Source organism: Oerskovia sp. NPDC060338, from assembly GCF_042726295.1.
Lineage (GTDB): Bacteria > Actinomycetota > Actinomycetes > Actinomycetales > Cellulomonadaceae > Oerskovia > Oerskovia merdavium.
This window is the reverse complement of sequence record NZ_JBHXCQ010000001.1, coordinates 193,456-215,445: the sequence shown is the minus strand read 5'-3', so window position 1 is coordinate 215,445 and position 21,990 is coordinate 193,456. Positions and strand designations below refer to the sequence as shown.

Genomic DNA, 21,990 nt, shown 5'->3' with positions numbered 1-21,990 from the left:
CGGACACTGCCGTGCCGTCCGAGCCGCGATCAAGCGAATCCGGCACTTGTCCAGACAAGTTTCCGGAGTGTTCACCTGTGGTTGGCGCGCTGTGTGCCAGGTTCATTCGACCGTCACCCGTTTCTCGGTCCACCGTGGAACGGGCGCCTGTATGGTCAAGTCATGGCACCATCCTCGTCGTCCCCGCATGCCGTCCCGCCACCCGGAGCGGGCGTCCCGTCCCGCACGCCGCACGCGGCCACCGCGCCCCACGGCCCGCTGCACCAGCACGTGCTGGGAGAGCTGCGCCGTCGGATCGTGTCCGGTACGTACGCGATCGGCGACTCGTTGCCCTCCGAGTCCGCGCTGTGCGCCGAGTTCTCGATCTCGCGCGGCACGGTCCGGCAGGCGCTCGGGACGCTGCGCAGCGAAGGGCTCATCGGCGGGGGGCAGGGGCGACCGCCGGTCGTGCGCTCGCGAGCGGTCCCGCAGCCCTTCGAGACCTTCCTGTCCTTCAGCCGCTGGGCCGCGGGGGTGGGGCGCGTGCCCGGTCAGCGGACCGTCGAGGTCGCGCGCCGCGGCGTGCACGGCGTCGCGGCCGACGCCCTGGGCCTCGAGGAGGGCACGCCCGTGGTCGAGGTCCTGCGCCTGCGCCTGCTCGACGGCGTCCCCGCGATGGTCGAGCGCGACACGTTCATCGAGCCCGTCGGGCGCCTCATCTTCGAGTTCGACCCGGACACGGGCTCGATCTACGACCACCTCATCTCACGCGGTGCGGACCTGCACGCGGCCCGGCACGTGATCGACGCGGTCGCGGCCGACGAGACCGACGCCGACCTCCTCGAGGTCGCGGCGGGCGCCCCGCTGCTGCGCGAGCGCCGCACCACGCGCAACGCCGCGGGCGTCCCGGTCGAGTACGCCGACGACCGCTACCTGCCCGAGCTCGCGGCCTTCACGATCGACAACACCCAGGACACGTCGCTCTCGATGGTCCGTTTCCCGACGGCGTCGGCCGCCGCCGCGTCGCTCGTGTCGCCCACGGCCGGGCTCGACCCTTTCACCGCTGGCACGGCAGGCCCAGCCGGCCCAGCCGGCCCAGCTGGCACTGCTGGCACAGCTGGCACTGCCGGCACGGCCGAGACCGCAGCCACCACAGGCCCCGCAGCCACCGACCCGAACCAGGAGCCCACCGCATGACCAGCACGACCAGTACCTCCACGACCAGCCCGGCCACGACCGCCGCCCGCCGACCCCTCGTGATCGAGCTCGTCGCGCTCGACATCGCGGGCACGACCGTCGAGGAGGGCGGCGCGGTCTACGAGGCGCTGCACGCGGCGGTCCTCGAGCACGGGAGCGGCGCGACGTCGTCGGACATCCAGCACTGGATGGGGGCCGAGAAGCGCGCGGCGATCACGGCCCTGCTCGCGATCGGTGCCGACACTCCCAGCGCTCCCGACGACGCTCCCGACGACGCGACGGTCGACGCCGCGTTCGCGCGCTTCACCGCGCTCCTCCAGGAGGCCTACCTGCTGAACCCGCCGACCCCGATCCCCGGCGCGCCGGAGGCCTTCGCGGCTCTGCGCGCCGCGGGGGTCAAGGTCGCGCTGACCACGGGCTTCACGCGCGAGGTGACCCAGGGGATCCTCGACGTGCTGGGCTGGACGGTCGCGGCCGGCGCCGAGCAGTGGCTCTCGCCCGAGGTCACGCTCGACGCCGTGACGTGCGCCGACGAGGTGCCGCTCGGACGTCCCGCGCCCTACATGATCCACCGCGACATGGAGCGCACGGGCGTGCTCGACGTCGCGCGCGTGCTCGCCGCGGGGGACACAGTGCTCGACCTGCGCGCGGGAGTCAACGCGCGGGCCGGGGCGGTCGTCGGCGTGCTCACGGGCAAGCTCGGCGCGGCGGACCTGGGGCGTGAGCGGCACGACTTCCTGCTCGACTCGGTCGCCGAGCTCCCCGGGCTGGTGGCGCGGCTCAACGCCTGACGCCGGCGCGGTTCCGAGGGTCGCCGAGCACGAGGTTGCGGTCGTTCTCACGCTGGGAACGATCGCAACCTCGTGCTCGGCACCCGCAGCACCCGCAGCACCCGCAGGAGCCGCCGGACCCGCCGGACCGGCCGCACCCCTCAGCTGCGCGTCACGATCCAGCCGTCGCCCGTCCCGCGCGCCACGTGCAGCGTCGCGCTGCCGGGGCTCAGGACGCGGTTGGCGATCGAGAGGTCCTCGCTGCACACGTCGGCCTGGGCCAGGCGCAGGGTCGCGGTGTGCGCGACCTCGTTGTTGTTGACGAACACGAGGTAGCCCGTGCCGACGTCGACCGTGTTGGGGAGGTCGCCCGTGACCGGTCCGGCGTCGCTCCCGGCGGCCTCGGCGACCTCGGTCACGTCGTCACCGGGGCAGACGATCACGGCCTTCTGCCAGTCGAAGTGGGTCGTGCTGATGAGGTCGAGCTCGCCGTCGGCGCGGCCTGCGGCCTGGACCCCCGCGAGCACGGTCTCGTCGAGGTCCTGGGCGGGCTCGGACCCGCAGCCTGTCAGGAGCAGCCCGACGGCGGCGCACACGGTCAGGGCGGGGAGGGGAACCTTGGGCACGGCTCCAGTATGCGCCCGACACGGAGACGCACCTGGGCCCCCCGCCGTGATAGGACGGTGCAGTGACCACCGACTCCGCGAGCGCCCCCGACCAGCCGGGCGCCACCCCCTTCCACGACCTCGACGAGTACATCGCGATCCCCCGCACGGGCGGCCTCGTGATGTCCCCGGACGGCCGTCGGCTCGTGACGAGCGTGTCGACGCTCGACGCGAAGCGCACGGCGTACGTCTCGGCCCTGTGGGAGGTCGACCCCACCGGCGAGGCCCCGGCCCGTCGCCTGACCCGGAGCACCAAGGGTGAGTCCGGCGCGGCCTTCACGGCCGAGGGCGACCTGCTCTTCACGTCGGCCCGCCCCGACAGCGATGCCTCGGCGACCAGCGAGGGCGACCCGACCTCGGCCCTGTGGCTCCTGCCCGCGGCCGGTGGCGAGGCACGCGTCGTCGCGTCCGCACCGGCCGGGGTCTCGGCCCCGCTCGTCGCGCGCAGCGCGCCCGTCCTCTCGCTCGCGGCCGACGTCCTGCCCAGCGCGCGCGACCTGGCCCACGACGCCGAGCTGCGCAAGACCCGCAAGGACAAGAAGGTCGCAGCGATCCTCCACACTGGGTACCCCGTGCGGTACTGGGACCACGACCTGGGGCCGTCCGAGCCGCACCGGTTCGTGGCCGACCTCTCGCACCTGACGGACGAGCCGGCGCGTCCGCTCCCGGCGCCCGCGGGCACCGACGCGGAGGACGCCACGCCCGAGCTCCCCGTGGGGCGCGTCGAGCTGCGCGACGTGACTCCCGCCGTCGGGCCCGCGCTGCGCGAGCACTCCGCGGACCTGTCCGCGGACGGGACCACGCTCGTCACGTCCTGGTCCGTGCCCGGGCCGGACGCCTCTCAGCGCTCGATCCTCGTCGCGGTCGACACCTCGACGGGCGAGCGTCGCACGCTCGTCGACGAGCCCGGCGCCGAGGCCTCCTCGCCCGTGATCTCGCCCGACGGCGCCTGGGTCGTGTTCGTCCGCGAGACCATCACGACGCCGCAGGCGGCGCCCGAGCAGAGCCTCGCCGTCGTGCCGCTGCGCCCGGGTGACGGCTCGGACGGCGACCCGAGCGACGGCGCGAACCACGGTCTGCGCTCGCTCGCCGCGAGCTGGGACCGGTGGCCCACCTCCGCTGCGTGGCTGCCCGACGGCTCGGGCCTGCTCGTCACGGCCGACGACGACGGGCGCGGCCCGGTCTTCCACGTCGCCTTCACGCCCGACGGCTCGGGCGAGGACGGTACGGTCTCCCGCCTGACCTCGGACGACGCGATGTTCACCGATGTCCGCATCGCGCCCGACGCCTCGGCCGCCTACGCCCAGCGCGTGAGCTACCTCGAGCCCTCGCACCCCGTGCGGATCGAGCTCACGGACTTCCTCGCGGCCCCCGCGGGCGAGCGCACGCCCGTCGCGGCGACCGCGCTGCGCGGCCCGGTCGCGAGCCCCGACCTGCCCGGCACGCTGACCGAGATCGAGACCGCCGCGTCGGACGACGTGCGCGTCCGCGGCTGGCTCGCGCTGCCGCACGGTGCGAGCGCCGAGGACCCCGCGCCGCTGCTGCTGTGGATCCACGGCGGCCCGCTCGGCTCGTGGAACGCGTGGAGCTGGCGGTGGAACCCGTGGATCCTCGTGGCCCAGGGCTACGCGGTCCTGCTCCCGGACCCGGCGCTGTCCACGGGCTACGGCCAGGACTTCGTGCAGCGCGGCTGGGGCTCGTGGGGCGCGGCCCCGGTACACCGACCTGCTCGCGATCACCGACGCGGCCGAGGCGCTGCCGGAGATCGACGAGACCCGCACGGCCGCGATGGGCGGGTCGTTCGGCGGATACATGGCGAACTGGGTCGCCGGCCACACGGACCGGTTCAAGGCGATCGTCACGCACGCGAGCCTGTGGGCGCTGGACCAGTTCGGCCCGACGACGGACGCCGGCTACTACTGGCAGCGCGAGATGACCCCCGAGATGGCGGCCGAGCACTCGCCGCACCGGTTCGTGGCGGACATCGTGACGCCCATGCTCGTGATCCACGGCGACAAGGACTACCGCGTCCCGATCGGCGAGGGCCTGCGCCTCTGGTACGAGCTGCTGTCGGCGTCGGGCCTGCCCGCGGCCGCGGACGGGAGCACCGACCACCGCTTCCTGTACTTCCCCGACGAGAACCACTGGGTGCTCCAGCCGCAGCACTCGGTCGTCTGGTACCAGGTGGTGCAGGCGTTCCTCGCGGAGCGCGTGCTGGGCGTGGCCCCGGGCGAGGGTGCGGCGGAGCTCCCGACGACGCTGGGCTGACCGAGGTCCGCCCCCGCGCGGGGGAGGCCTGACCTGTTCCACCCATGAGGTGAGAGGCGCGGTCGCCGTGCGGGGAGGCGCGAGGTAGAACGTGGTGCGCGAGGTAGTGCGTATCGCGTTCTACCTCGCGCACCGCGTTCTACCTCGGCGGGCGTCCGCCCGGGTGGCACGCCCCCACGGGTGAAGGCCCGACGGCGTCACGTGCGGGGCGTGGGCGACCCGTGCGCTAGTGCGACATCCTCCGGTGCGGTGGGAGGTGCCGGTCGTGCGCGGCTCGGACCATCTCGACGATCATGAACACGATGATCGAGGCGATCAGCACGATCCCGAAGAGCAGGAACCAGTTGGCGGGGCCCGACCCCGTCGGGACGTAGATCGCAGCATCGACGTTGCTGGCGAGCATGAGGCCGGACATGTCGACTCCTCCCTGACCGGGGAGCTCCGGGGCGGAACCCCTTCCTCCCAGGATGCACCCGGACACCGGGGGCGCACCCGGTGAGACCGACTTCCGGGGGCTGAGGTCTGCCGAGAACGAGGTCTGCCGAGAACGAGGTTGTGGTCGTGATGGGGCTCCATCACGACCACAACCTCGTTCTCGGCGACCGGCGACCGGCGACCGGCGACCGGCGACCGGCGACCGGCGACCGGCGACCGCGCGTCGAGCAGGTACGCGCCGATCGGGCACCTGTCGGCTCCGAGGGCGGCGCACCCTCGGGTCAGTCGTCGAGCGAGATCTCCCCGCGAGCGACGGACCCGAGCCAGCCGAGGCTCGGCTTGGGGGTGCGCTCGAAGGTCTCCGGGTCCCAGGCGACGAGCCCGAAGGTCGGCGCGAAGGAGCCCCACTCGTAGTTGTCGAGCAGCGACCAGTGGAGGTACCCGATGAGGGGCAGTCCTGCCTCGACCTCGGCGCGGAGCGCGCGCAGGGCGTCGCGCGTGTAGTCGATCCGGCGGGCGTCGTCGGCGGTCGCGATGCCGTTCTCCGACACGAGGACCGGCAGGCCGGTGATCTCGTGGCCCAGGCGGGCCGCCTCGGCGATGGCGGCCGGGTAGTACTCCCAGCCCGTGAGCGTCTTCTCGGAGTCCTCGGGTGCGGGGAGCGGCCCGTCGAGCGTGATGCGGGTGCGCGTGTAGGCCTGGACGCCGACGAAGTCGTCGCCGCGCGCGGCCTCGAGGAAGACGGTCTCGCGCGGGTAGGCGTACTCCCGCAGGACCTCCTCGGCACCGGGGTCCGCGAAGAACTGCTGCGGAGCCACGGGCCAGCCCACGGGGACCCCGACGGTGCGCACGAGCTCGACCGCGCGGCGGTGGGCCGCGATGAGGTGCTGCGTCGCGACGGGGTCCGGCGCGTGCATGGTGCCCGCCTGGAGCTGCTCCTCGCCCTTGGCCGCCGTGATCATCATGGCGAGGATGTTGGGCTCGTTGATGGTGAAGACGTGCGAGGCGGCGTCCAGCAGCGGCAGCACGCGCTCGACGTAGCGGGCGAAGCGCTCGACCGACCGCGGGTCGGTCCATCCGCCGTCCTCGGCGAACCACCGGGGCGAGGTGAAGTGGTGCAGCGTGATCAGCGGCGTCACGCCGTGGTCGAGGCAGCACTGCACGACGCGACGGTAGTGGTCGAGCTCCGCGCGGGAGAACATGCCCTCGGAGGGCTCGATGCGGGCCCACTCGATCGAGAACCGGTAGGACGTGAGGCCGGACTCGGCCAGCAGCCGGATGTCCTCGGCGTAGCGGTGGTAGCTGTCCGCGGCGTCGCCCGAAGGCTCGGCGAGCGTCGAGTCGGGCGCGACCTCGCGCGCCCACCAGTCGCTGTTCACGTTGTTGCCCTCGATCTGGTGGGCGGCGGTCGAGGCGCCCCAGACGAAGGGGTCGGGGAAGGTGAGAGGCATGGGGTATCTCCTACTTGATGCCGGTCATGGCGATGCCCTGCACGAAGTAGCGCTGCAGGAAGAGGAAGAGGATCAGGATCGGGGTCACGACGAGCACCGAACCGGCCATGAGCAGGCCGTAGTAGGTGCCGTTGGAGCCGACCGAGTAGAGCGAGAGCGCGACCGGGAGGGTGTACATGTTCTCGGTCTGCGCGACGACGAGCGGCCACAGGAAGTTGTTCCACGAGCCGAGGAACGTGAGGATGCTCAGCGTCGCGAGCGGCGGCCCGCACTGGGGCAGGACGATCCGGAAGAAGATGCGGAACTCGCCCGCGCCGTCGATCCGTGCGGCCTCGATGAGCGCGTCGGGGATGCCGAGGATGAACTGCCGCATGAGGAACACCCCGAGCGGCCCGGCGAGGAAGGGCAGGATGAGCGCCGGATAGGTGTTGACGAGCCCCATGTTCGAGACGAGGACGAACATCGGCACGAGCGTGACGACGCCCGGGACCATGAGGGTGAGCATCACGAGGGCGAACAGCACCTTCTTGCCCGGGAACCGCATCTTGGCCAGGGCGTACCCGACCATCGAGCAGAAGATGATGTTGCCGAGCACGACCGCGACGGCGACGACGATCGAGTTCATGAAGAACTGGCCGTAGTTGAGCTGGGACAGCCACTTCTCGTAGTTCTCGAGCGTCGGGCTCTCCGGCCACCAGGTGATGGGGCGCTGCAGGAGCTCGCCCTGCGTCTTGAAGCTGCCGAGCAGCATCCAGATGAACGGCATGAGCGTCAGCAGGAGACCGACGACGAGCGCGGTGTACGTGGCGCCGCGCGACCAGCGGATCGGGCGGCGGGGCGGGCGCACCAGGGTGCTCGTGCCCGACGGCGCGGGGGTGGTCCGCGAGGACGTGGGGGGCATGTCAATCCTCCTTCGACCGCAGCAGGCGGAACTGGACCGCGGCGAGGGCGGCGATCAGCGCGAAGAGCACGTAGGCCGCTGCGGACGCGAACGCGTAGTTGCCGTAGCCGAACTGGTTGTAGACGTAGTAGCTGATCGTCAGCGTGAAGTTGACCGGTCCGCCCTTGGTCATGACGAACGGCTCCTCGAACACCTGGAGGAAGCCGACGGACAGCAGGACGGCGCCGAGCAGCAGGGTCGGGCGCATGAGCGGCACCGTCATGGAGCGGAAGCGGCGCCATGCGCCGGCGCCGTCGACCTCGGCAGCCTCGTAGACGTCGCGCGGGATCGCCTGGAGCCCGGCGAGGAAGATGATCATGAGCGTGCCCATGTTGCGCCACGCGGCCATGACGATGATCGAGGGCATGGCCCAGGTGCTGTCGTTGAGCCAGTCGGGCCCGTTGATGCCGACCCAGCCCAGCACGGTGTTGACGAGGCCGGAGTCCTGGAGGATGAACCGCCAGACGACCGCCACGGCGACGATCGACGTCACGACGGGGGTGTAGAAACCGACCCGGAAGACGCTGCGGAACTTCTCGATGCCCGAGTTGAGGGCGACGGCCAGGGCGAGGCCCAGCGCCATCGTCAGGGGGATCCCGACGACCACGAAGAAGAAGGTGTTGACGAGCGCCTTGCGGAACAGCTCGTCCTGGAAGACCTGGGCGAAGTTGTCGAGCCCGACGAAGTTCACCGCGAAGGGGGTCTTGATGTCACGGATCGTGAGGTCCGAGAACGACATGCCGAACGACGCGAGCAGCGGTCCCAGCATGAAGACCGAGAAGACCGCGACGAACGGCAGCGCGAACAGCCAGGCGACGACGGCTTGACGTCGCCGGTGGACGGCGCCGACCGAACGTCGGCGCCGTCCCTCGGTGGTCGTTGTCATGGCTGCTCGTTACCAGCCGAGCCCGAGCGCATCGGCCTTGGCCTGGATCGTCTTGGCCGCGTCCTCAGCGGTGACCTGACCGTTGGCGACCTTCTCGGCCTCGGTCTCGATCGTGGCCGAGAGCTCGTCCCAGCTGGGCACGGTCGGCGGGGCGACCGTGTTCTTGAGCTGTTCCTGGAGGACCTGGGTGCGGGGGTTGGCCGTCAGGGCCTCGTCGTCCCAGGCGCTGTTGACTGCCGGGAGGTCGTTGGTCGCGGCGTACCACTCCTGCTGCGTCTCGGGCTCCGCGAGCCAGCGGACGAGCTTCCATGCGCCGTCGGCGTTCTTGGCCTCGTCGAAGACGCCGAGGTGCGCGCCGCCGATGTACGAGTCGTTGTTCGCGGTCCCCGCGGGGACCGGGACGGTCGCGACGTTCTGCTCGACCCAGTCCTCGCCCTGCATGTCCGCGAGGACGTTGACCATCCACGGCCCGGAGATGAAGGCCGGGTCGGACCCGTCGACGAACGCGCTGTTCTGCGTGTCGCCGTAGCCCGCGAGCGGGGACAGGCCCTCGGTGAAGAACGAGGCGTAGTAGTTCAGCGCGTCGATCATCGCCTGGTTGTCGAGGTCGTAGGCGTCACCGGCCTCGTTGAAGACCGATCCGCCCGCCTGCGAGTAGAAGGGGAGGATGACCTGCGTGGAGTCCTCCGCGTCACCCATGGGGAGCTGGAGGCCGTAGGTGGAACCGTTGGCCTTCATGGCCTCCGCGAACGCGGTGAGCTCCTCCCACGTCGTGGGGGCGGCCACGCCGGCGGCCTCGGCGAGGTCCGAGCGGTAGTACATGACGCGCGTCTCGACGTACCACGGCACGCCGTACTCGACGCCGTCGGCCACGGTCGAGGCCGCAGCTCCTTCGACGAAGTCGCCGGAGTCAACGAGCCCGTCCGGGACGGGCGCGAGGCCACCGGTCGACACCATGGTCGGCATGAACGACGTGCCGATCATGATCGCGTCGGGGACCGTGCCGGCGGCGACGGCCGTCTGGAACTTCGTCATGACGTCGGCCCACGGGATCGTGGTGACCTGGACCTTCGCGTCGGGGTTCTCGTCCGTGAAGCCCTTGACGAAGTCGGGGAGCTTCTCGCCCTCTTCGCCCATGGCCCAGACGGTGATGTCGCCGGTGGCGGGCGAGTCGTCCACGGTCGTGGTGGTCGCGGCGCCGGTCTGGCGATCGGCCGACCCTTCGTCGGCGCGCCCACAGGCGGTCAGTGCCAGGAGTCCGACGATGCCGACGGCGACCGCCTTGCGTCCGAGCTTCATGAGCAATCCTCCTCATCGAGTGTTCGGCTCGATCTCTGAGCCGATGCGAAACTACCATAGCGTGCGCTCGGTTAGTCTTTTCACCAGGGGTGTCCGGAGCCGTACCGTGGATACCGACAAATCCTGACGAAGGAGACGGTGATGACCCAGAGCGGGCCCGGCACGCGAGCTGCCGACACGGCGACGACCCCGAAGAACCCCACGACCCCGAACGAGGGCAAGAGGCCCGACGGACGACTCGTGCGCGGCGAGCAGCGCCGACGCGAGATCCTGCGGACCGCGGTCGAGGTCTTCGGTGAGCAGGGCTTCCGCGGCAGCTCGCTGCGCGAGATCGCCGCGCGGGTGGGGATCTCCGAGGCGGGCCTCCTGCACCACTTCGGGAGCAAGGCGGCGCTCCTGACGGCGACCATCGAGGAGCGCGACCGGCGTGACCTCGAGCGCCGCACCGAGGCGGAGACCGACGGGGCCTCGCTGCTGGCCACCATCCGGGACCAGGTCCGTCGGAACGCCGAGACCCCCGGGCTGGTCGGGCTGCACGTCGTCGTCGCCGCCGAGGCCACGGAGCCGAACCATCCCGCGCACGACGTCGTCCGCGACCGCTACCGCGCGCTGCGCCACCAGGACGACACGCGCTTCCGGGACGCGATCGACCGTGGCGAGCTGCGCCCCGAGGTCGATCCCCAGGCGATCGGCCAGCTCTTCTCCGCGGTCATGGACGGCCTGCAGCTCCAGTGGCTGCTGGACCCCGAGAACGTCGACATGGTCGCGCTGTTCGACCACTTCGTCGCGCTGCTGCAGCCGGTCCAGGACGCGGCGTCCGCCACCGATGAACACACCACAGAGCAGGAGTCCACGTGACCACCACCGCCATGACCGCCGCCCCCGCGGGCACGACCCTCGCCTCGGGCGGGACGACAGTCGAGCTCACGGCGGGCGGTGACGTGCGCGCCGTCCGCACCGGCGGGCTGCTCGTCAACCAGTACCTCCCTGGTGAGCACGACCGCATGCCGGGCGGCATGGTCCTGCGCGCGACCCGCGCGGACGGGACGGTCGAGGTCGCGCAGCTCACCGGTTCCGCGCCCGCCGTGACGGGCGTGGAGACCGGCACCGACCGCGTCGTGTGGTCCGGGGCGGCGCTCGGGCTGGAGTCGGAGGTCTCGCTCACCGTGGACGACCAGGTCCTCGTGTGGCGCGTCGACCTCCGGGCCGGGACGGGGACCCGTGCGGACGCGGTCTACGACGTCGTGCACGTCCAGGACCTCGCGCTCGCGCCTCCCGCTGCCGCGCTCTCGAGCGAGGCGTACGTCTGCCAGTACCTGCTGCACCGCGCGCTCGAGCACCCCACCGCGGGGAGCGTCCTCGTCAGCAGGCAGACCATGTCGGCGCTGCCGAGACTGCCGCTCGCCGTCACGTTCCTCGTCGAGGGCGCAGCCGCCCACCTCACCGACTCCCTGCAGGTCTTCACCCCGCGGTCGCGGCGCGACGGCGTGCCGCACGGGCTGCTCGGCCCGGTCTCCTCGGGCGTGCTGCAGTACGAGTACGCGATGCAGACGCTCGTGTCGCACCCCCTGGACCTGTCGACGGGCGCGGCCCAGGTGCACGCGGTGACCGTGGTCGACGTCGACGCGCGCGGACCGCTCGACGCGCACGTCGAGCAGGTGTCCGGCTGGGTGGACGCCGCCGTCGCCGTCGCGGCGGCCGAGCGCCCTGCCGTCCCGCTGCCCACGACGGGCTCGGTGCTGCGCGACGCTCCTCTCCTGGCCGGGGACGAGCTCGACGAGGCAGGACTGGTCGCGGCCCTCGGACTGGCGTCCGACGAGGTCCTGCTGCCCGAGCGCGACGCCGAGGGCACGCTGCTCTCCTTCTTCACCCCGGGTGGGTCGCACGTCGTCGACGGCCGCAAGGAGCTCGTCACCGAGCGGTCGCACGGCCACGTCCTCAAGGCGGGGGACGCGGTCCTGCCCACCGACGAGGTGCTGTCCGTCACCGCGTTCGCGCCCGGTGTCTTCGCCTCGCACGTGGTCCTCGGCAACACGACCGCCAACCGGCTCGCCACGGTCCACCGCCACCACCTCAACCTGCTGCGCAGCAGCGGGCTGCGGGTCCTCGTCGACGACGGCCGGGGCCCCCGCCTGCTGGGCGTCCCGTCGGCGCTCGTGCTCGACGTCGGCGGTGTCCGGTGGCTGTACGAGACCCCGCTCGGCCGCATCGACGTGCGGACCGTCGCCCATCACCGCCAGGACCGTGTCGACGTGAGCGTGCGGTGCGAGCGGGCGCTGCGCGTCACCGCCACGCTCGAGCTCGACGACGAGGCCGGCGGCTGGACGGTCGAGCACACGTCCGAGACCTCGCTCGTCGTCCGCCCCGTCCCGGGAGCGGACGTCGCGACGCACTACCCCGACCTCCGCTACGCCGTCTCGTCGAGCGCCCCCCTCGCCCTCGATGGAGCCGCCGCGCACCGGGTGGACAGCTCGTCGGACACCGGCGCGCTGACCCTCGCGATCGCGGGTTCGCTGCACGGCGACGCCGGCGCGCTCGCCCTGGTCGCGCCCGAGCACGACCCGCTCGACGACCTCGAGGCGACGCTCGCGGGCCATCTCGAGACCGTGCGGGGGCTCGTCCGCGGGCTGCGCTTCCAGCCGCACCCGGAGCTCGCGACGCAGGAGCTCGACCTCCTCGTGCCCTGGTACGCGCACGACGCGCTGATCCACTTCCTCGTGCCCCACGGGCTCGAGCAGTACTCGGGCGCGGCCTGGGGGACCCGCGACGTGTGCCAGGGACCGTTCGAGCTGGCGCTGGCGGGTGGCCGGACCGACATCGCCCGGCAGATCGTGCTGCGGGTCCTCGCGCACCAGCACACCTGGGGCGGGTTCCCGCAGTGGTTCATGTTCGACGAGTACGCCGAGCGGTACAACGACTCCTCGCACGGCGACGTCGTCGTGTGGCCGCTCTTCGCGCTCGCCCAGTACCTTGAGGCGAGCGGTGACCTCGGGATCCTCGACGAGGTGGTCCCCTTCTGGGACCACGCCCGCCGGAGCCCTGCCACGCAGGGCCCTGACGCCCGCGCGACCGTCACCGAGCACGTCGTGCGGATCCTCGACCACCTCGAGACCGACCTGCTGCCCGGCACCTCGCTGCCCGCCTACGGCGAGGGCGACTGGGACGACACCCTGCAGCCGGCGGACTCCCGGATGCGTACCAACCTCGCCTCCACCTGGACGTCGGCGCTGCTCGTGCAGGCCTCGCTCCTCCTGGCCCGCACCACGGCCGGGCGCGACGAGGTCCTGTCCGCGCGTGCCGCGGCGCTCGCCGCGTCGGTGCGTCACGACCTGCGCGAACGCGCTCTGGTCGACGGCGTCATGGCCGGGTACGTGCGGCACGACGAGCTCGGCGACGAGCTCGTCATCCACCCCCGGGACACGAGCACGGGGATGCGGTACCGCCTCATCCCGATGACCCAGTCGATCCTCGCGGGCATCCTCACGCCGGAGGAGGCCGAGGAGCACGAGCGCCTCGTCGTCGAGCACCTGCTCTTCCCCGACGGCGTGCGGCTCATGGACCATCCTGCCGCGTTCGACGAGGGGATCCCTCACACGTTCCTGCGCGCGGAGCAGGCCGCGAACGTCGGGCGCGAGGTCGGGCTCATGTATGTGCACGCGCACATCCGCTACGTCGAGGCGCTCGCCGCGCTGGGCCGGGGGAGGGCTCTCGACGAGCTGCTCCGTATCAGCCCGTTCGACCTCGGCTCCCGCATCGACCACGCCCTGCCCCGGCAGCGCAACGCGTACTTCTCGTCGAGCGACGCGGACTTCCCCGACCGGGCGAGCTTCGCCCGTGACTTCGAGAAGCTCCGCGACGGGTCCGTGGGCGTGCGGGGCGGGTGGCGCGTCTACTCGAGCGGTCCGGGGATCTACCTGCGCCAGCTCGTCCAGGGCGTGCTCGGTCTCACCGAGCAGTCGGGTGCACTCGTGGTCGACCCCGTCCTTCCGGCGACGGCCGACGGGCTCACCGTCGATCTCGAGGTCGGAGGCAGGACGCGCCGCGTCGTCTTCCGGGTCGGGGACGCGGGCACCGAGGTGCAGGTCCGCGCTGGATCGGGACCCGACGACCTCGTCGTCGTCCCGTCCACCGCGCGCGCGGGGGACTACCGGCAGCGGGGTGTCGTCGTCGCGCCCGAGGCGTTGGGCGTCGCGGCCGTCGTCGAGGTCACGGTGCCCGCCGGGTCGTAGCCCGGCTGGGTCCCGTCGCCGTCGCGCCGAGGACGAGGTCGTGGTCGCCATGGCCCCCCGCGCGACCACGGCCTCGTCCTCGACGGGGCGGGCCCCGCTACTCCCGCACCGCCCGGACGATCTCCGCCGCCAGGTCGGCCGGACGCGAGAACATGGGCCAGTGCCCGGTCGGCAGGTCGACGTAGGTGACCTCGAGCTCACCGAGCTCGGTGTGCAGGGGCGGCCCGGGGTGCGCCATCTGCCGCAGGACCTCCGACGGCAGGCTCGTGCAGATGGCGGTCGCGGGCACGTCGAGCCTCGCGGGGTCGCTCACCCGCACCCGGCCACCGGCCACGCCCGCGGGGTGGGGGACCGCCCGCGCGCGGAACCGGGCGAGCCCGGCCTCGTCGATCCCGTCGAGGCTCGACCCGGCGGCCTCGAGGTCCTCCCACGCGGGCAGCGGGAGGTCGACCGTCCCCGCGGGGAGGTCGGGGGCGAGCGAGGCCCCGTCGACCAGCGGGCCCGTGTCGACGTAGACCGCGCGCCGGATGCGCGCGGGGTCCCGGTCGACGACCTCGTGGATCACGGGCCCGCCACCGCTGTGCCCCACGAGCACGACATCGCCCTCGAGCGGTGCGATCACGTCGCGCACGGCCTGGACGTGGTCCTCGCGGGTGAGGCCGCTGCGGTCGGTCTCGACGTCGTCGAGCCCGGGGAGGGTGACGGCGTGCGGTGCGAGGCCCGCGGCCTCGAGGTGGGGGACGACGTCGTCCCACGCCCAGGCCCCGAGCCAGAAGCCCGGGACGAGGACGACGTGGGTCTGCCGGTCGCTGCTGCTGTGCTGCGTCGAAGTGGTCATGGACCCACTCTCGCCCGACCCTGGTGACACCTGTCTGTCACCATTGTTCGAGGAGGTTCGACGGGGTCCACCGACGAGCACGGGACGCGACGGAGGCGACGTGAACAAGACCGAGCGGCTCTACGCGACGGCCGAGGAGCTGCGTCGCGCCGGACGTACCGGGACCACGGGGGCCCGGCTGGCCCGCCTCTTCGAGGTCAGCGAGCGCACCGTCAAGCGCGACGTCTCGGCGCTCCAGCAGGCCGGGCTGCCCGTGTGGGCGCAGGCCGGGCCGGGCGGCGGGTACGTGCTCGACCCCTCCGCGTCGCTGCCTCCCGTCAACTTCTCGCCCCAGCAGGCGGTCGCGGTCGCGGTCGCGCTCGCCGCGCTCCCGCCCGGCAGCCCGTTCGCGGTCGACGCCGCTGCGGCGCAGGGCAAGGTCTGGGACGCGCTGGGCCCCGAGGCGCGCGAGCGCGCGTCGGCGCTCGCTGCCAGGGTGTGGATCGACCGGGGAGACACGGCCGGCCGGCCCCGGGAAGCCCCGCAGCCGGTGCCCGACGGCGCTGCTCGTCCGGGCGCGGACGTCGCCCCGGGGGGCCCGGGGGTGCCCGACGACGCCGCTCGCCCGGGTACGGACGTCGCCCCGGGTGGGGTCGTCCCGCGCGCCCACGCCCACCTGCAGGTCCTGCGGGCGGTCGAGCAGTCGCTCGCCCGGTCGCTCGTGCTCGCCCTCCGCTACCGCGACGGCCGCGGCAACGAGTCGGTCCGGAGGGTCGAGCCCGTGATCCTGGCCCACACCGAGGCTGCCTGGTACCTCGTCGCGTGGTGCCGCTCCCGGGAGGCCGTCCGGTGGTTCCGGCTCGACCGCGTCGAGCGGGCAGACCTCACCGGTGAGACGTACGTGCCGCGGCCGGTCGCGGAGGTGGGGACCCCGCCGTCGGGCGCTGTGCCTGTCGCCTGAGCGGTCCGTGGCCCGCGCGGTCTCCCGAGAACGACCCTGCGCCGGGTCGAGCACGAGGTTGCGGTCGTCCAGGGCCCCAGAACGACCGCGACCTCGTGCTCGGCACCGGACGGGCGCGGCCCGGGTCCTTCCGCGGTCCCCGTCCGCGGGTGATGATGGCCCTGACCACGCGCTGCACCGACGCCGCGCGCCCGACCAGAGGAGCCCGTCCGTGAGCATCGACCGCACCCGCGCCTTCTTCGACGCCCAGGCCCCCGACCTCACGGTCCTCGACACGGGGAAGGACACCGCGACGGTCCAGATGGCAGCCGACACGCTGGGGGTCGAGCCCGGGCAGATCGCCAAGACGCTCGCGCTGCGCGACGGCGAGCGCAGCTTCCTGCTCGTGACGCGCGGCGACGCCCGGGTCGACAACGTGAAGTTCAAGGCCGCGTTCGGGGCCAAGCCGCGCATGCTCGACGCCGAGAGCACCACGGCGCTGACGGGACAGCCGATCGGGGGAGTCGGGCCGTTCGGCCACGCGGGGCCCGTGACGGTGTACTGCGACGTGTCGTTGCAGGGGTTCGAGACCGTCTACCCGGCGGCGGGGAGCCCGACGAGCGCGTTCGCCATCGCACCCACGAGGCTCGCAGAGCTGGCCGGCGCGGAGTGGGTCGACGTCAGCCGGTAGGCGTCGATGGTCGCCGACGCCTGCGGGAGGCGTGCGGCGCTCAGGCCGCCATGGCGCAGGTCAGCGCCGAGGAGATCGCCGAGGCCTCGAGCCAGCGGCGGACCAGGCGGGCGTCCGCGGCACGGCGCAGCGGGCTGCGCAGGCTCAGGTGGGCCGAGGCCCGGTGCTCGACCAGAGCGGCACGGTCGTGGTCGAGGGCCCAGAGGATGGCGCAACGGATCTCGTCGGTCGTGGGCCGGAAGGCGTGGTCGAGGTGCATGGTCCTGTTCATCGTCGTGAGGGCCGCGGATGCGCGGCGGTGAAATGTGTGTACACCTCTCAAGAGGGGTGAACCGTGACTTCATGACGCGAGATCTGCCGCGAGTTTTGCGATCATCTGCGCGCGGGAGGGCAGATCCGCGTCCGGCACCGCCCGAAGGTGGCGCGCGCGTGTCGGTGGGCTGTGCCAGCCTCGTCGCATGGACAGGGACGAGGCACGGGAGATCAAGCTGCAGCTGGCGGACTTCGCGCGAGATCTCGCGGAGCGTGCGGGCACGGACGCGACGGCCAGCGCCGCGGGCGCGCCCGGTGAGGACACGGCGGCCGCGCAGGCCGTGCGGGCCCCCACGCTCGCGCTCGGCCTCGCCCCCCGCGAGGGCGGCGGGTACGGCATCGCGGTGCGTTACCGGCTCGGCGTCCCGGCGGCCCGGAGCATCGCGCGCCGCGTCGCGTCCGAGGCCGGGCCGGTCGTGGACGTGCGCCGCACCGGACGGATCCGTCCGCTCGCGCGGACGGGCGGCACCGGGCCACGCCCGCCCGTCGTGACCGCGCAGGCAGCAGGGGAGACGGGGCGCGTGCGCCCGCTGCGTCCGGGCGTCTCGATCGCGCACGTCGACGTCACCGCGGGCACGCTCGGCGCGTTCGTCCTGGTCGGGGAGGTGCTGCACGCCCTGTCCAACTTCCACGTGCTCGCGGGCTCCCCGCGCGCGAAGGTGGGGGACGCCGTCGTGCAGCCGGGGCCTGCCGACGGCGGACGTGCACCCGCAGACCAGGTCGGGACGCTCGCCGCGACCGTGCCCCTCGCCCCCGGGCGGACGGCGACCGTCGACGCCGCTATCGCGCTGCTCGACGACCCTGAGGTGCACCTCGACTACCCCGTGGGGCGCATCACCTCCACGGCCGTCGCGCTGGGCGGCGAGGTGGTCGGCAAGATCGGCCGCACGACCGCGGTCACCGCGGGGCGCGTGACCGCGATCGAGCTCGACGACGTCGTGGTCGGGTACGGCGAAGGGCTCGGGGCGCTCCGCTTCGACGACCAGATCGAGGTCGAGTCCACGGGCACCGGCCCCTTCTCACGGGGCGGCGACTCGGGGTCGCTCGTGTACCGGGAGGACGGTGTCGCGCTCGGTCTGCTCTTTGCCGGGTCGGAGACCGGGGGAGAGAATGGGACCGGGCTGACGTACGTCAACCCGATCGACACCGTCCTCGCCGCGCTCGACGCACGGCTCGCCGTCTGACGCGGGCCCGCGTCACGCGCCGGACGGTGGGAGGGCGGTGCGCCGTGGCGAGCCTCGAGCAGGCCCGGGAAGCGAAGGCCGCGCTCAAGCACGCCCTGGCGGAGCACGACGGCGTGACCGGGATCGGGCTGACGCGCGGGCCTGCCACCCCGGGCGTCGCCGCCGGCCCGGCCGGTGCGGGCGACGGCGAGGCAGCCGTGCAGGCCGAGCCGGCGCAGGACGCGGAGCCGGCCGAGGACACCTGGTGCCTCCAGGTCAACGTGGTCAACGCCGACGCGCGGGGCGAGGTGCCGCAGGAGGTCGACGGCGTCGCGGTCGTCGTGCGCGTCACGGGGCACGTGGGCGCGGGCTGAGACCGGCCCGTCAGGCGGGCAGCTCGAGGATCAGTTCCGTGATGGTCGTGTCGCGTGCCGTCGCGAACGACTCCTCGCTGCCGATCCGCACGAACCCGTTGCGCTCCAGGACCCTGCGCGAGCCGAGGTTGTCCTCGGCGACCCGTGCCTGGAGCGGCCGCGTGGGCACCTCCTGGAGCAGGGCTGCCAGCGCCTCTGTCGCCACTCCTCGGCCCCACCAGTCCCTCCGGATCCAGTAGGTGACCTCGGTGTCGCCCTCGATCGGGAAGGCGGCCACGCTGCCGACGACCTCGCCGTCGACCTCCACGACCCTGCTCACGATCGCGTCGTCGGCGAGGATCCTGCGGAACTTGCTCAGGTAGGCGTCGCGGTCGCCGGCGGTCGCGTCGGTGAAGGCGGCCTGGCGCTGGGCCGTGGCGTCGCGCTGGATCTCGAACAGCACCGGGAGGTCGTCCTCCCGCATCCTCCGGAGCCGAGACCTCCGTGTCGCCTCGTCAGTCATCACGCCTCCTTGCGCAGGGGTCGGTCCACGAGCCTCAGGCCGCGAGGCTAGCAGCGGGTGGCGGGCGGACGCCCGGCCTGGGGCAGAATTCTCGGGTGAGCTCCACGACCCCCCACGCCCGCCTGCCCCGCGTCCGCGCCTCCGAGCTCGTCGGGCGCGGCTGGCTCAACACCGGCGGCCGCGACGTGTCGCTCGCTGACCTGCGCGGGCGGGTCGTCGTCCTCGACTTCTGGACGTTCTGCTGCGTCAACTGCCTGCACGTCCTCGACGAGCTGCGCGAGCTCGAGGAGGCCCGTCGCGACGACCTCGTCATCATCGGCGTCCACTCCCCGAAGTTCGAGCACGAGGCCGACCCGGTCGCGCTCGCCGCCGCTGTCGAGCGCTACGAGGTGCGGCACCCGGTCCTCGACGACCCGGAGCTCGTCACCTGGTCCGCGTACACCGCACGGGCCTGGCCGACGCTCGTCGTGATCGACCCCGAGGGCTACGTCGTCGCGCAGATGGCCGGCGAGGGGCACGCGTCCGCGCTCGCCGCGCTCGTCGACGAGCTCGTGACCGAGCACCGCGCCAAGGGCACGTTGCGGTCCCTCGCCGCGGGGAGCGACGACGTCTACGTGCCCCCCGCCCCGACGTCGGGCACGCTGCGCTTCCCCGCCAAGGCGATCGCGCTCCCGGGAGGCAACCTCCTGGTCGCGGACGCGGGCCACCACTCGCTCGCCGAGCTCCTGCCCGACGGCGAGACGCTCGTCCGGCGCATCGGCTCGGGCGAGCGCGGGCTCGTCGACGGCGGGCCCGACGACGCCCGGTTCAGCGAGCCCAACGGGCTGTGCCTGGTCCCGACCGAGCTGCGGTCGCTGCTCGGCTACGACGTGCTGGTCGCCGACACCGTGAACCACGCGCTGCGCGGGGTGCGGCTCGCAGACGGCCACGTGACGACGGTCGCGGGGAACGGGCAGCAGTACATGGTGGGCGGTGTCGAGAACGTGGTGGGCGCCTCGGGCGAGGAGGGTGGCGGCGGCGGGTCTGCCATCCGGTCGCTCGTCCCTCACGACCTCCCGCCAGACCCGCCACGACCCGCCGCCGCCACCCTCCTCGCCCTCCCCGATCAGCGATCTTCGGGCCGTTTCGACCCCGCGCTGACCTACGACCCGCTGGACGTGAGGCTGTCGTCGCCGTGGGACGTCGTGTGGTCGGAGGCTCTGGGCGGGTTCGTGATCGCCATGGCCGGCAACCACACGCTGTGGGCGGTCGACGGCTGGAAGCTGGGGCTCCTGGCCGGGACCATGAACGAGGGGCTGGAGGACGGGCCTGGGTCCGGGGCGTGGTTCGCGCAGCCGTCCGGTCTGGCGGTCGGGGAGGATGGCGCGGTCTGGGTCGCGGACTCCGAGACGTCGGCGCTCCGCCGCGTCACCGGGCTCGGTGGTGGCGTCGCCGTCGTGCCGGAAGGGGTGGAGGTGAGCACCGCCGTCGGGCAGGGGCTGTTCGACTTCGGTCACCGCGACGGTGCGGCCGACCAGGCCCTGCTCCAGCACCCGCTCGGCGTCGCCGTGCTGCCCGACGGGAGCGTCGCCGTCGCCGACACGTACAACGGCGCGATCCGCCGGTTCGTCCCGCCGGCCGCCGCGGGCTCCGACCCGGGCGTCGGTCAGGACCCGGTCGCGGGCCAGGTGACGACCCTGGCGACGGGGCTCGCGGAGCCGAGCGACGTCGTCGTGCTCGTGGACGGCGAGCCGTGGACGCCAGGAGCGCCCGCGGCGCCCGGCGCGCGCATCGACCTGCTCGTCGTGGAGTCGGCCGCGCACCGCATCACGCGCGTCGCGCTCCCGGCGACCCTGGCCGGGGAGCTGCTCGACGGCGGAGCGCACCGCACGCAGCGCCCCGTGACCGAGGTCGTGGCCGGCGCCCTGCGCCTCGACGTGCCGTTCTCGCCCGCCCCCGGGCAGAAGCTCGACGACCGGTACGGCCCCTCGACGCGCCTCACGGTCAGCTCGACGCCGCCCGAGCTGCTGCTCGAGGGGGCGGGGACGGGCACCGACCTGTCCCGGGAGCTCGTCGTGAACCCCGAGGTGGGCGAGGGAGTGCTGCACGTGACCGCGCAGGCCGCGTCGTGCGACGTCGTGCCGCTGCTGGCCGACGGGACGCCCGACCCCGACGTGTTCCCCGCGTGCCACCTGGCGCAGCAGGACTGGGGCGTGCCGGTGCGGGTCGTGGACCGCGGCGTGTCCCCGGCCGGCCCGGACGACGAAGCTCCTGAGGTGGCCCGGGGCCGGGGGCTGACGCTTCCGCTCCGCGGCTGAGCTTCGCCTCGGGGCGCCCCCTCAGGTCGAGCGTGACCGGGACGTCGGGCTCGGCCTGACGGCGCGGCTCACCCCCAGGACAACAGCTCGGTGCCGCGAGCGATCCATGCGCCCACCTGGGCCAGGGGAGTCATGGCGTCGCGCGCGCCGTCGAGCGCCACGACCGGGCACACCGCAGAACGTCCTCCGGCCTCGACCGCGACGGGGTCCCACGTCACGAGCGTCGCACCGCGGCGGACGACGTCGCCGAGGGCGGCGTGGAGCGTGAACCCCGCGCCGCCGAGCTGGACCGTGTTGATGCCCAGGTGCACGAGCACGGCTCGACCGTCCTCGTGCTGGAGCACGAACGCGTGCGGGTGGACCTTGACGATCGTCCCGCTGATGGGTGCGACGACGAGGGCTCCCTCGGCCGGGTCGGGCTCGATCGCGAGCCCTGCTCCGACGAGCCCGGCCGAGAACACCGGGTCGTCGACCTCCGAGAGCTCCACGACGGTCCCCGCGACAGGGGCCAGGAGGGTGAGCGGCGCGGGCATCAGCGCAGGTCCGCGATGTCGGAGGCGAGGGTGTCGGCCTCGGGGCCGACGATCACCTGGACGGCGCGACCGCTCCGGACGATCGCGACCGCGCCCGCCGTCGTCAGGAGACGCTCGTCGACGAGCCCGGGGTCCTGGACCTCGACGCGCAGCCGCGTGATGCAGGGCTCCAGGTCGAGGACGTTGGCGTCACCGCCGAGTCCCAGGAGGATCTGCTGTGCCTTGCTCATGCGGTGCTCCTT

General features: G+C 73.2%; 20 protein-coding genes and 1 pseudogene. 10 read left to right on the top strand and 11 right to left on the bottom strand.

Annotated elements, in window-relative coordinates:
* Positions 1-162: 162 nt before the first annotated feature.
* Both ACFWGN_RS01010 and ACFWGN_RS01005 read left to right on the top strand, forming a co-directional pair.
* Positions 163-1,176 carry a GntR family transcriptional regulator gene (locus ACFWGN_RS01010; protein WP_377615281.1) on the top strand — a complete coding sequence of 338 codons (1,014 nt, stop codon included), beginning with the start codon at positions 163-165 and terminating at the stop codon, positions 1,174-1,176.
* Complete coding sequence (locus ACFWGN_RS01005; protein WP_377615280.1) at positions 1,173-1,967, top strand: phosphonatase-like hydrolase; 795 nt, start codon at positions 1,173-1,175, stop codon at positions 1,965-1,967. The genes ACFWGN_RS01010 and ACFWGN_RS01005 overlap by 4 nt, the downstream gene beginning before the upstream one ends.
* A 140-nt stretch (positions 1,968-2,107) precedes the next feature.
* On the opposite strand, the gene ACFWGN_RS01000 is transcribed toward ACFWGN_RS01005, so the two are convergent.
* Positions 2,108-2,572 (bottom strand): hypothetical protein, encoded by a 465-nt coding sequence (locus ACFWGN_RS01000; RefSeq protein ID WP_377615279.1) that lies wholly within the window; start codon positions 2,570-2,572, stop codon positions 2,108-2,110.
* A 161-nt stretch (positions 2,573-2,733) separates the two neighbouring features.
* Between ACFWGN_RS01000 and ACFWGN_RS00995 the strand changes: the two are divergent.
* Positions 2,734-4,879 (top strand): annotated as a pseudogene (locus tag ACFWGN_RS00995) (prolyl oligopeptidase family serine peptidase).
* A 226-nt stretch (positions 4,880-5,105) separates the two neighbouring features.
* Here ACFWGN_RS00995 and ACFWGN_RS00990 read toward each other — a convergent pair.
* The 5 genes from ACFWGN_RS00990 to ACFWGN_RS00970 form a co-directional block, all read right to left on the bottom strand.
* Entirely contained in the window at positions 5,106-5,294 is a 189-nt protein-coding gene (locus tag ACFWGN_RS00990) for a hypothetical protein (protein WP_191805102.1), read from the bottom strand.
* Between the two features lie 301 nt (positions 5,295-5,595).
* Positions 5,596-6,765: a glycoside hydrolase family 1 protein gene (locus ACFWGN_RS00985; protein ID WP_377615278.1), complete on the bottom strand. Its 1,170-nt coding sequence runs from the start codon at positions 6,763-6,765 to the stop codon at positions 5,596-5,598.
* A 10-nt stretch (positions 6,766-6,775) separates the two neighbouring features.
* A complete protein-coding gene (locus ACFWGN_RS00980) occupies positions 6,776-7,666 on the bottom strand; it encodes a carbohydrate ABC transporter permease (RefSeq protein ID WP_377615277.1) in 891 nt (296 codons plus the stop codon).
* Between the two features lies 1 nt (position 7,667).
* Positions 7,668-8,591 carry a carbohydrate ABC transporter permease gene (locus ACFWGN_RS00975; protein WP_377615276.1) on the bottom strand — a complete coding sequence of 308 codons (924 nt, stop codon included), beginning with the start codon at positions 8,589-8,591 and terminating at the stop codon, positions 7,668-7,670.
* Positions 8,592-8,600: 9 nt separating this feature from the next.
* The gene (locus ACFWGN_RS00970; RefSeq protein ID WP_377615275.1) at positions 8,601-9,890 is read right to left on the bottom strand and encodes an extracellular solute-binding protein; all 1,290 of its coding nucleotides are present in this window, start codon (positions 9,888-9,890) and stop codon (positions 8,601-8,603) included.
* 141 nt (positions 9,891-10,031) lie between these two features.
* Here ACFWGN_RS00970 and ACFWGN_RS00965 point away from each other — a divergent pair, with 141 nt between their 5' ends.
* Together ACFWGN_RS00965 and ACFWGN_RS00960 are read left to right on the top strand one after the other, a co-directional pair.
* Positions 10,032-10,748: a TetR/AcrR family transcriptional regulator gene (locus ACFWGN_RS00965; protein WP_191802652.1), complete on the top strand. Its 717-nt coding sequence runs from the start codon at positions 10,032-10,034 to the stop codon at positions 10,746-10,748.
* Complete coding sequence (locus ACFWGN_RS00960) at positions 10,745-14,119, top strand: GH36-type glycosyl hydrolase domain-containing protein (RefSeq protein WP_377615274.1); 3,375 nt, start codon at positions 10,745-10,747, stop codon at positions 14,117-14,119. The genes ACFWGN_RS00965 and ACFWGN_RS00960 overlap by 4 nt, the downstream gene beginning before the upstream one ends.
* 97 nt (positions 14,120-14,216) lie before the next feature.
* On the opposite strand, the gene ACFWGN_RS00955 is transcribed toward ACFWGN_RS00960, so the two are convergent.
* Positions 14,217-14,957: an alpha/beta fold hydrolase gene (locus ACFWGN_RS00955; protein ID WP_377615273.1), complete on the bottom strand. Its 741-nt coding sequence runs from the start codon at positions 14,955-14,957 to the stop codon at positions 14,217-14,219.
* 100 nt (positions 14,958-15,057) lie between these two features.
* On the opposite strand from ACFWGN_RS00955, the gene ACFWGN_RS00950 reads away from it, so the two are divergent.
* A complete protein-coding gene (locus ACFWGN_RS00950) occupies positions 15,058-15,897 on the top strand; it encodes a helix-turn-helix transcriptional regulator (protein WP_377615272.1) in 840 nt (279 codons plus the stop codon).
* A 211-nt stretch (positions 15,898-16,108) separates the two neighbouring features.
* The gene (locus ACFWGN_RS00945) at positions 16,109-16,567 is read left to right on the top strand and encodes a YbaK/EbsC family protein (RefSeq protein WP_191802658.1); all 459 of its coding nucleotides are present in this window, start codon (positions 16,109-16,111) and stop codon (positions 16,565-16,567) included.
* Between the two features lie 40 nt (positions 16,568-16,607).
* On the opposite strand, the gene ACFWGN_RS00940 is transcribed toward ACFWGN_RS00945, so the two are convergent.
* Entirely contained in the window at positions 16,608-16,838 is a 231-nt protein-coding gene (locus ACFWGN_RS00940; protein ID WP_191802660.1) for a hypothetical protein, read from the bottom strand.
* A gap of 187 nt (positions 16,839-17,025) precedes the next feature.
* On the opposite strand from ACFWGN_RS00940, the gene ACFWGN_RS00935 reads away from it, so the two are divergent.
* Together ACFWGN_RS00935 and ACFWGN_RS00930 are read left to right on the top strand one after the other, a co-directional pair.
* Positions 17,026-18,063, top strand: a complete 1,038-nt coding sequence (locus tag ACFWGN_RS00935) for a hypothetical protein (protein ID WP_191802663.1) — start codon at positions 17,026-17,028, stop codon at positions 18,061-18,063.
* Between the two features lie 44 nt (positions 18,064-18,107).
* Positions 18,108-18,416 (top strand): hypothetical protein, encoded by a 309-nt coding sequence (locus tag ACFWGN_RS00930; RefSeq protein WP_377615271.1) that lies wholly within the window; start codon positions 18,108-18,110, stop codon positions 18,414-18,416.
* A 10-nt stretch (positions 18,417-18,426) separates the two neighbouring features.
* Here ACFWGN_RS00930 and ACFWGN_RS00925 read toward each other — a convergent pair whose 3' ends face one another.
* The gene (locus ACFWGN_RS00925; RefSeq protein WP_377615270.1) at positions 18,427-18,918 is read right to left on the bottom strand and encodes a GNAT family N-acetyltransferase; all 492 of its coding nucleotides are present in this window, start codon (positions 18,916-18,918) and stop codon (positions 18,427-18,429) included.
* A 95-nt stretch (positions 18,919-19,013) separates the two neighbouring features.
* Between ACFWGN_RS00925 and ACFWGN_RS00920 the strand changes: the two genes are divergently transcribed.
* Positions 19,014-21,215 carry an NHL domain-containing thioredoxin family protein gene (locus tag ACFWGN_RS00920; RefSeq protein ID WP_377615269.1) on the top strand — a complete coding sequence of 734 codons (2,202 nt, stop codon included), beginning with the start codon at positions 19,014-19,016 and terminating at the stop codon, positions 21,213-21,215.
* Positions 21,216-21,283: 68 nt separating this feature from the next.
* Here ACFWGN_RS00920 and ACFWGN_RS00915 read toward each other — a convergent pair whose 3' ends face one another.
* Positions 21,284-21,748: a PTS glucose transporter subunit IIA gene (locus tag ACFWGN_RS00915; RefSeq protein WP_377615268.1), complete on the bottom strand. Its 465-nt coding sequence runs from the start codon at positions 21,746-21,748 to the stop codon at positions 21,284-21,286.
* Positions 21,748-21,978 (bottom strand): PTS transporter subunit EIIB, encoded by a 231-nt coding sequence (locus ACFWGN_RS00910; protein ID WP_191802671.1) that lies wholly within the window; start codon positions 21,976-21,978, stop codon positions 21,748-21,750. The genes ACFWGN_RS00915 and ACFWGN_RS00910 overlap by 1 nt, the downstream gene beginning before the upstream one ends.
* Positions 21,979-21,990: the final 12 nt, after the last annotated feature.